This is a genomic window from Chryseobacterium sp. CH21, assembly GCF_004119445.1.
In the GTDB taxonomy this organism is placed as follows: Bacteria; Bacteroidota; Bacteroidia; order Flavobacteriales; family Weeksellaceae; genus Chryseobacterium.
Genome location: NZ_QICI01000100.1, coordinates 1 through 8,825, shown reverse-complemented (window position 1 = coordinate 8,825; position 8,825 = coordinate 1). Strand labels below are relative to the sequence as shown.

The following is an 8,825-nucleotide window of genomic DNA, read 5'->3' as shown; positions in this document are numbered from 1 at the left end:
CTTAAAAGTGCTTCGGGAATAAATTCTAAAACATCTTTAAGTGATATTTTGTGATCTTTAAAAACTGACATAAACAATTGATTATCAGCAATAAAGATACAAAAAATGAAATAATAAAACAAATTAAATGGCTGATAATCAATTAATTAAAATAATAATATTGAATATCTAAAAACAAAAAGTCGGAAGAAAAAATCTTCCGACCATGACTAGGCTAAAGCCCGCTCATATTGATTTATCCTAATAATATCTTATTAATCTCTAGGCTCAAAAAGCAATCTCTCACCAAATTTCTCCTCTGCAATTTTTCCATTGTCATACACCAAATGTCCATTAACAAAAGTATGGGTAACTTTAGAGTGGAAATTCATTCCTTCTAATGGACTCCAGCCACATTTGTACAGTAAATTATCTTTGGCAACCGTCCAATCTTCATTAAGATCTACTAAAACCAAATCTGCTTTATATCCTTCTCTTACATACCCTCTTTTTTCAACTTTGAAAAGGATTGCCGGATTATGACACATCTTTTCAACGATTTTCTCAAGAGATATTTTACCGTTTTTATAGTTTTCAAGCATCACCACCAGTGAATGCTGTACCAAAGGTGCTCCTGAAGGGCATTTTGTATACACATTATTCTTTTCTTCTGCAGTATGTGGCGCATGATCCGTGGCAATCACATCAATTCTGTCATCCAGCAAAGCTTCCCAAAGGGCATCTTTATCCTTTTGGGTTTTTACAGCAGGGTTCCATTTAATAAGATTTCCTCTTGTTTCATAATCTTCATTGGTAAAAGTAAGGTGATGAACACATACCTCAGCAGTGATCATTTTATCTTGTAGTGGAATGTCATTTCTGAAAAGTTCCATTTCTTTTGCTGTGGAAAGGTGGAAAACGTGAAGTCTCGCCCCAGTCTTCTTAGCAAGTTCAATGGCTTTGGACGAAGATTTATAACATGCTTCTTCGCTTCTGATCAAGTGATGGAATTTTACAGGAATATCATCTCCGTATTCATCCACATATTTTTGAGTATTGGCTCTGATGGTTGCCTCATCTTCACAGTGAACAGCGATCAGCATTTTAGTATTGCTGAAAATATTTTCCAGCGTTTCCGGATTGTCTACCAGCATGTTTCCTGTAGATGAGCCTAAGAATAATTTAATTCCCGGAACATTTCTTGGATTTGTTTTTAAAACTTCCTCCAGATTATCATTGGTTCCTCCCATCATAAAGCCGTAGTTGGCATACGCTTTTTGGGAAGCAATCTCATATTTATCTGCTAATAACTCCTGGGTAACAGCATTGGGAACGGTATTAGGCTGATCAATAAAACTGGTAATCCCCCCAGCGATAGCAGCTCTTGACTCGCTTTCAATATCTCCTTTATGGGTAAGTCCAGGATCACGGAAGTGCACCTGATCATCAATTACTCCTGGAAGAAGATACTTTCCTGAACCGTCAATAATCTGATCTGCCTCTTCAGAAATACCAGTGGTTATTTTAGATATTAAATCATTTTCTATCAGGATATCGCTTTCAACAACTTTTCCTTCGTTGACGATATTTACATTTTTTATAAGAACTTTCATTTCAATTTATTTCCACACAAAATTAAGATTTTAAGTTTTAATTAGCTCCAAAATCACCAAACGAATACTTAAAGTTTTACATTTGTAAAAAATTTCGACTTTGTACAAAAAACTATTAGGGCAGACAATCATCTATGGAGCGGGGGCAATAGCACCCAGAATTATATTATTTATACTGAATCCACTTTTGATCTATAAGATTCCCAATGAAGGTTTTGCTATTTTCACACAGCTTTACGCATGGATTTCATTTGTGAATATCATTCTTTCTTTTGGTTTTGAAACGGCATATTTCCGATTTTCCGCCGAAGATGGTAATGAGAAAAGAACCTTCAATACTTCATTCTGGTTTCTGTTTTCTACGTCCACAGTTTTTCTTGCTTTATGCTATTTACTCAATCAGCCCATTGCAGATTATTTAGGTTATCATGATAACCCGGAATACATCAGGTGGTTTGCTCTGATTGCCTTTTTCGACAATTTACTGGTAATCCCTTTTGCATGGCTGCGTTTTCATAATAAACCTATCAAATATTCTGCGGTAAGAGTTGTTCAGGCTATATTTCAGGCCGTTTTACAGCCGCTCTATTCTTCTGGATCCCGGAAAGTATATCAAGAAGTATTGGTTTGGATCAGAATGTAGATTATCCGTTCTTCAGTAATCTGGCAGGAAGTGCTCTAGGAGTTTTATTATTATTACCTATTATTTTAAAAGTAAGGTTTCAGTTTGTGACTTCTTTGTTTAAACGTATGATCAAATACTCTTTCCCGCTGATGCTGGCAGGTCTGGCTTTTATGGTGAATGAAAACTTTGATAAATCCATCCAGAGAAACTATATTTCAGACGAACAGGCAGGAGCTTATGGCGGATGCTATAAACTGGCTGTACTGATGACATTATTTGTAACAGCATACAGAATGGGTATTGAACCTTTCTTTTTTAAACAAATGGATAAAGGCGATGCCAAGAAAACCTACGCTAAAGTTGCAGAATACTTTGCATTTTTCGCTTGTGCTGTAGCTTTAGGAATTATTGCCAACATTTCATGGCTGAAAGCTGTCTTTATTCCGAACAAATCTTATTGGATTGCTATAGACATTATCCCGATCATTGTTATTGCCAATCTTTGTTTCGGGATCTATTATAACTTTTCAACCTGGTACAAAGTAACAGACAGAACGGGTGTGGGAACTATCATTTCATGGCTTGGAGCAGGAATCAATATTGGACTTAACCTTTTAGCACTAACCTATTACAAGAGCATGATTGGTTCTGCATGGGCAACATTCGGAGCCTATATTATTATGATGATTGTGTCTTATATGCTGGGACAGAAATATTATCCCATTCCTTACAGAATGAAGAAAATGTCTTTCTTCCTGATCCTTCTGGGAGTCTTCAGCTTCGTTATAGTAAAATATCTAGATTATAACATTATAACAAGTAATTTACTATTTTTGGCCTTCACCGGAATTTTGATTTATTCTGAAAAGGATTTGATCTTATCGAGAATCAGAAAGAATTAAACTTTGGTCTTTATTTTGATAATAAACAAAACCTATCGTCAATTTAAACAAATATTTAAAAGATATAAATCATAACCTAACAACAGTTTTAATTATTATCTTTAACCTTAATATAAAAAACAACTAATAAAAACATCTTTTATATAATTTATGAAAATTATTGTTCCTATGGCTGGACGTGGTTCCAGATTACGTCCTCATACATTAACAGTTCCAAAACCTCTTATTCCTATTGCAGGAAAACCTATCGTACAGAGATTGGTGGAAGATATTGCTAAAGTTGCAGGAGAAAACATTGAAGAAGTAGCTTTTATCATCGGAGATTTTGGTCCTGAGATTGAAAAATCTCTTATTCAGATTGCTGAAAAACTGGGAGCAAAAGGAAGTATTTATTATCAGAATGATCCTCTTGGAACCGCTCACGCTATCAAATGTGCTGAGCAGTCTATGCAGGGAGATGTTGTGATTGCTTTTGCAGATACTCTTTTCCGTGCAGATTTCCAATTAGATAAAAACTCAGATGGTGTCATCTGGGTGAAAAGCGTAGAAGATCCATCTGCTTTTGGAGTGGTAAAATTAGATAACTACGGTTTCATCACAGACTTTGTAGAAAAACCTAAAACTTTTGTTTCAGATCTTGCGATCATTGGGATTTATTACTTCAACAGTGCTGAAAAGCTAATGGAAGAAATCAACTATATCATGGATAATGATATTAAAAATGGTGGCGAATACCAATTGACAACTGCTTTGGAAAACCTTAGAGCTAAAGGAGCCAAGTTTACACTAGGAAAAGTAAATGATTGGATGGACTGCGGTAATAAAAATGCTACAGTAGAAACCAACAGCAAAATCCTTGAATACGAAAAAGAAGAAATGAAGCATTATCCAGCTTCTGCTGTGATTGAAAACTCACTGATCATTCAGCCATGCTTTATTGGTGAGAATGTGAAAATTTCCAATTCAAAAGTAGGTCCTGGAGTTTCATTAGGAAACAATACCACGGTTGTAAATTCAAACATTGAGAACTCTTTGATTCAGGAAAACACCAGAATTAATCATGGAAACCTTTCTAACTCTATGATTGGTAATTCTGCACAATATTTCGGAGTTGCCAGAGAAATTTCCTTAGGAGACTACTCCGTTTTGGATTTTCTTTCTAAATAAGAATAGAAATTATTTAACTTAAACAAGATATCATCAGGCCACACAAAAGATTTTGTGTGGTTTGGCGTTAATATTGCACCGTATTTTTTAATTAAAGATAAATACATGAAAAATTGGATCCCGTTTCTTTTATTACTTCTTGCCTTATCATCCTGTAAGACCCGTACCACAGCTCAAAATGATACGAATCATACACGGGATAGCATTAATACTACAAAAGACAATGGAAATCCAAAAGATGTGAATGAACCTGTGAAAGATAAACTCACATTCTATGAACATGTATTAGTTCCTCCAAAATTTGAGCAAATCAAAATCGACAGCAAAGTACGGGTAGAAACGGGAAGTTATGTACCTACCCTGGATGCTACCATCTATATTGAAAATGATACAAAGGTCTGGATGAATCTCAGGGCTTTGTTCATCAATGCTGCAAGAGGTATTGCCACTCCTGAAGGGATCAAAGGACAGGATAAAATCAATAAGACCTATATAGATTCCGATTTTGATTATCTGAATAATCTACTGAATGTCAACTTCATTGATTATAAATCTTTGGAGAAAATTTTATTAGGAAGAACATTTGTAAAAATCAACGACAGACAATTTAATCTGACCCAAAATGCACAAGGCTTCAAAATGGAATCCAGCATCAACCAGAAAATTGTAACAGATGAAAAGAACAGGGAATATAAAATTGCTCTTCAATATGATACCAATTATGACCTGTTAAGTGTCAACTTAAAAGATATTTTATCTTCAGATGAGCTTGATATTTCTTACAGTGACTGGAATGAATACGAAGGAATCCGCCTTCCAAAAAATGTTAAAATAATTATAAAAGGCTCAAAATCTAGTCAAATTTTAATGGAAAATACGAAATTTGACTTTTCGAGGATGGAAACACCTTATTCTGTACCATCCAGTTATAAGAAAATTGAGATTAAATGATTAAAAAATTTAGCTTTTTAATAGGTGTTTTGATGTTCGGACTGCACCAGGGACAGCAGACCAAAGAACAGCTGCAGAAGCAGAATGCCGAACTTAAAAAACAAATTGCACAAATAAATACCGATTTAGCCAAAACCAGAAGTGAATCCAAACTTTCTGTAGCTTACCTTTCCAGTGTCAACCAAAAATTGGTTTTAAGAGAAAAGGTTTATAATAATACGCAGAAAGAAAAAAGATTCATTGAGGATGACATCTATTTACGTCAGCTGGAAATCAACCGTCAGAATAAAGAACTGGCTGTTTTGAGAAAAAACTATGCTGAGGTTTTGGTGAATGCTTATAAAAATAAAGGAGTACAGAACAAAGTAACTTTTATTCTTTCTGCCAAAAACTTGGGAGAAGCTATCCGTAGAGTACAGTATCTGAAACAATATTCAGATTATCAGGATAAAAAAGCGGCTGAAATTACCGATGCTGCCAATCTGATCAAGAAAACAATCGCACAAAAACAAAACTCTGTAAAAGCAAAAGCAAACCTTCTGGTAAACCAACAGAAGGATCTAGCTACAATTAATGCTGAAAGATCTCAAAAAGAACAACTGGTAGCTGACTTTAAGAAAAATGAATCTAAACTAACCGCTGAACTTAAACAAAAACAAGTTCAGTCTAAAGCGTTGGAAGGACAGATCAGAGCCATCATTGCTGAGGAAATCAGAATTGCCAAAGCAGAGGAAGAAGCCAGAAAAAAGGCGGAAGCAGAAAAAATTCGTTTAGCAAAACTGGCTGCTGAAAGAGAAAAAGCAAGAATTGAAGCAGAAGCCAAAGCAAGAGCAGAAGCCTTAGAAAGAGAAAGAAGACTCGCTGAAGCTGAAGCTAAAAAAGCAGCTGAACTGGCAGCCAGAAGAGCTGAAGAAGAAAGAAAACGTAATGAAGATGCCGCGAAAGCTGAAGCTAACGCAAGAGATGAAGCCAGAAGAGTAGCTGCTAAAAAGGCATCAGACGAAGCCAATGCAAGAGCTAAAGACGCTGCAGATAAATTAGCTGCTGCAAGAGCCGCAGAAGCAGCGCTTGCCAAGAGAAAAGAAGAAGATAAAAAAGCAGCTGAATCAAAAGCTATGACTAGCTACGGAGTTTCCACCGCTACTGGAAACAGCTTTGCAGATAACAGAGGAAGACTGGGGTATCCTGCAGACAGAGCCGGACAAATTACGCACCGTTTCGGAAGACAGCAACATCCGGTTTTCAAAAACATATCTGAAGACAATACCGGTATTAAAATTTCCGTTCCTTCAGGTACACGTGCCAAATCGGTATACCCGGGAACTGTATCTTCGGTAGTAGCCAGCAGTGACGGTACAAAAACCGTTATTATTAAACACGGAGGATATTTTACTATCTATTCCAACTTATCCAATGCGAATGTTTCCAAAGGACAGCAGGTTTCATCCGGAACTCCGATAGGTACAATAGCTCAGGATTTTGACGGCGCTTATACGCTTGATTTCCAAGTATGGAATGGAAGTACACCAGTTGATCCATTAGGTTGGATTTCATATTAAAAAAAGTGTAACTTTGCAAAAATTTTAAGAGATGAATACACTAACTATACTTGCCTTATCTTGGCAACACATCCTTATCGTAGCAATACTTTTAGTATTACTTTTTGGAGGAAAGAAAATTCCGGAATTAATGAGAGGAGTAGGTTCAGGAATAAAAGAATTTAAAGATGCGGTAAAAGAAGAAGATAAGCCAGATGCTGAAAAAAATCTTCTGATAACAATAATAATTCTTCAAGTAACTAAAATTCCTTAGAATTAATGAAATTTACTGAGACTGCATGGAAAGTCTTCAATCAAGCTATTGAAGACTATCACGTGTCTGATGACGTTAACACTCTAATTAATAACCCGTTCGAAAAAAATAGTTTGGAACGGATTTTGTATGCAAAGAACTGGATTGATACCGTTCAATGGCATCTGGAAGATATAATTAGAGATGAAAATATTGATCCGGCTGAAGCTCTTCAACTCAAGAGAACAATAGACGCCTCCAATCAGAAAAGAACTGATCTGGTAGAATATATTGACGGCTGGTTCCTTAATAAGTTTGAAAATATAACTCCTAAACCTGAAGCAAAAATAAATACGGAAACTCCCGCTTGGGCAGTAGACAGGTTATCAATTCTTGCATTAAAGGTTTATCATATGTCGTTAGAGGCTAATAGAGAATCTGCTTCTGAAGAACACAGAAACAACTGCCAGGCTAAACTGGATGTTCTGCTTACTCAGAAAGAGGATCTGTCAACTTCTATAGATCAGTTGCTAGCTGATATTGAAAACGGTAACGTTAAGATGAAGGTATACAAACAAATGAAAATGTATAACGATGAAAGTCTTAACCCAATCCTTTATCAAAAAGGGCAACAGAAATGAAACGACTAATTTTTCTTGGAGTACTTATCATATTAACATCTTCCTGCGCAACGGAAAAACTTAACCTTTCTCCGTTGTCAAATAATTTTTATAGTGATACCAAAGGTTCTGATTCCGATAGAGGCTCAAAGAAGAATTTTAATATCAATATTAAAGAGAATGTAAATGCTTCTGAAATTTCAAACATGATCTCTACCTTTCCCAAGTTTAAAAACAATGGTTTGAATGATGAGGTTACAAGCTTGAAATACAGCCTTCAGAATTATTTATATGCTATTGATGCCAACAACTCTACAGGAAAAAGCAGAGCCCTTAAAAGCTTTGAAAAATCTTACAAAAAAATTCAAAAGCTAAGGCAGAATCTTGACAGAGATGACGATGAAGTTCTCAACAGATATCTGGTTCGTTTAAAAACCAATATTTCTGTTATTGAAGATGCTTTGCCAGGAAGTTAAAACCAATTTGAACAATCAATGATTAAAATTCAGGCGGAAGCCAATGTTCCTACAGAGCACGGTACTTTCCGAATGATAGCTTTCTCCGTAAACGTTAACGACTGGATGCCTCACATGGCCATTGTAGCAGAAAATACAGATTTCTCAAAACCAGTGAATGTTCGTTTCCACTCAGAATGTATTACCGGAGAAGTTTTCCATTCAAAAAAATGTGAATGTGGCCAGCAATTAGATGCTGCAATGAAATATATCCATGAAAACGGTGGAATTATCATCTACCTTCGACAGGAAGGAAGAAACATCGGGATCATCAACAAGCTGAAGGCTTATTCCCTACAGGAAAAAGGTTTGGACACTGTTCAGGCCAATCTTGAACTGGGACTTCCTGCTGATGACAGAAACTTTGGCGTAGCCATTGAAATCCTTAATCTGCTGGATGTAAAAGATATCAACCTTCTGACCAATAATCCTGAAAAGGTAAAATATGTTGTAGACAGCAATATTCACCTTAATTCAAGAGTACCGTTACAGATTCCGGCTAACGAAATAAGTAAAGGATATCTGCAAACCAAAAAAGACTTCTTTGGACATCTACTGGATGACAATGATAACTAATTTTATAAAGTAAATATTAAAAAGCTCCAAAAAATATATATTTTTGGAGCTTTTTTAATTACTGAAATCAACAAAAACATTTTAAT

At 35.6% G+C, this 8,825-nt stretch carries 8 protein-coding genes and 1 pseudogene; 8 read left to right on the top strand and 1 reads right to left on the bottom strand.

Annotated elements, in window-relative coordinates; all coding sequences use genetic code 11:
- Positions 1 to 254 precede the first annotated feature (254 nt).
- Complete coding sequence (locus tag BOQ62_RS20670) at positions 255 to 1,592, bottom strand: dihydroorotase (protein WP_129042250.1); 1,338 nt, start codon at positions 1,590 to 1,592, stop codon at positions 255 to 257.
- A gap of 100 nt (positions 1,593 to 1,692) precedes the next feature.
- On the opposite strand from BOQ62_RS20670, the pseudogene BOQ62_RS24345 reads away from it, so the two are divergent.
- From BOQ62_RS24345 to ribA, 8 genes and pseudogenes are all read left to right on the top strand, one after another.
- Positions 1,693 to 3,119, top strand: a pseudogene (locus BOQ62_RS24345) (oligosaccharide flippase family protein).
- A gap of 150 nt (positions 3,120 to 3,269) precedes the next feature.
- The gene (locus BOQ62_RS20660; protein ID WP_129042249.1) at positions 3,270 to 4,286 is read left to right on the top strand and encodes a sugar phosphate nucleotidyltransferase; all 1,017 of its coding nucleotides are present in this window, start codon (positions 3,270 to 3,272) and stop codon (positions 4,284 to 4,286) included.
- A 105-nt stretch (positions 4,287 to 4,391) separates the two neighbouring features.
- Entirely contained in the window at positions 4,392 to 5,237 is an 846-nt protein-coding gene (locus BOQ62_RS20655; RefSeq protein ID WP_129042248.1) for a DUF4292 domain-containing protein, read from the top strand.
- Positions 5,234 to 6,796: a peptidoglycan DD-metalloendopeptidase family protein gene (locus BOQ62_RS20650; protein ID WP_129042247.1), complete on the top strand. Its 1,563-nt coding sequence runs from the start codon at positions 5,234 to 5,236 to the stop codon at positions 6,794 to 6,796. The genes BOQ62_RS20655 and BOQ62_RS20650 overlap by 4 nt, the downstream gene beginning before the upstream one ends.
- A gap of 31 nt (positions 6,797 to 6,827) precedes the next feature.
- Entirely contained in the window at positions 6,828 to 7,049 is a 222-nt protein-coding gene (locus tag BOQ62_RS20645) for a twin-arginine translocase TatA/TatE family subunit (RefSeq protein WP_129042246.1), read from the top strand.
- 5 nt (positions 7,050 to 7,054) lie between these two features.
- Positions 7,055 to 7,669, top strand: a complete 615-nt coding sequence (locus BOQ62_RS20640; RefSeq protein WP_129042245.1) for a DUF4254 domain-containing protein — start codon at positions 7,055 to 7,057, stop codon at positions 7,667 to 7,669.
- On the top strand, positions 7,666 to 8,124 hold the full coding sequence (locus tag BOQ62_RS20635) for a hypothetical protein (RefSeq protein ID WP_129042244.1): 459 nt from the start codon (positions 7,666 to 7,668) through the stop codon (positions 8,122 to 8,124). Before BOQ62_RS20640 ends, BOQ62_RS20635 begins: the two co-directional genes overlap by 4 nt.
- 18 nt (positions 8,125 to 8,142) lie before the next feature.
- On the top strand, positions 8,143 to 8,739 hold the full coding sequence (gene ribA, locus BOQ62_RS20630; protein ID WP_129042243.1) for a GTP cyclohydrolase II: 597 nt from the start codon (positions 8,143 to 8,145) through the stop codon (positions 8,737 to 8,739).
- Positions 8,740 to 8,825 lie beyond the last annotated feature (86 nt).

Excerpts from the sequence above, each read along its gene's own strand:
- BOQ62_RS20670 (WP_129042250.1), bottom strand. The coding sequence starts at position 1,592 with ATGAAAGTTCTTATAAAAAATGTAAATATCGTCAACGAAGGAAAAGTT.
- BOQ62_RS20660 (WP_129042249.1), top strand. The coding sequence starts at position 3,270 with ATGAAAATTATTGTTCCTATGGCTGGACGTGGTTCCAGATTACGTCCT.
- BOQ62_RS20655 (WP_129042248.1), top strand. The coding sequence starts at position 4,392 with ATGAAAAATTGGATCCCGTTTCTTTTATTACTTCTTGCCTTATCATCC.
- BOQ62_RS20650 (WP_129042247.1), top strand. The coding sequence starts at position 5,234 with ATGATTAAAAAATTTAGCTTTTTAATAGGTGTTTTGATGTTCGGACTG.
- BOQ62_RS20645 (WP_129042246.1), top strand. The coding sequence starts at position 6,828 with ATGAATACACTAACTATACTTGCCTTATCTTGGCAACACATCCTTATC.
- BOQ62_RS20640 (WP_129042245.1), top strand. The coding sequence starts at position 7,055 with ATGAAATTTACTGAGACTGCATGGAAAGTCTTCAATCAAGCTATTGAA.
- BOQ62_RS20635 (WP_129042244.1), top strand. The coding sequence starts at position 7,666 with ATGAAACGACTAATTTTTCTTGGAGTACTTATCATATTAACATCTTCC.
- ribA (WP_129042243.1), top strand. The coding sequence starts at position 8,143 with ATGATTAAAATTCAGGCGGAAGCCAATGTTCCTACAGAGCACGGTACT.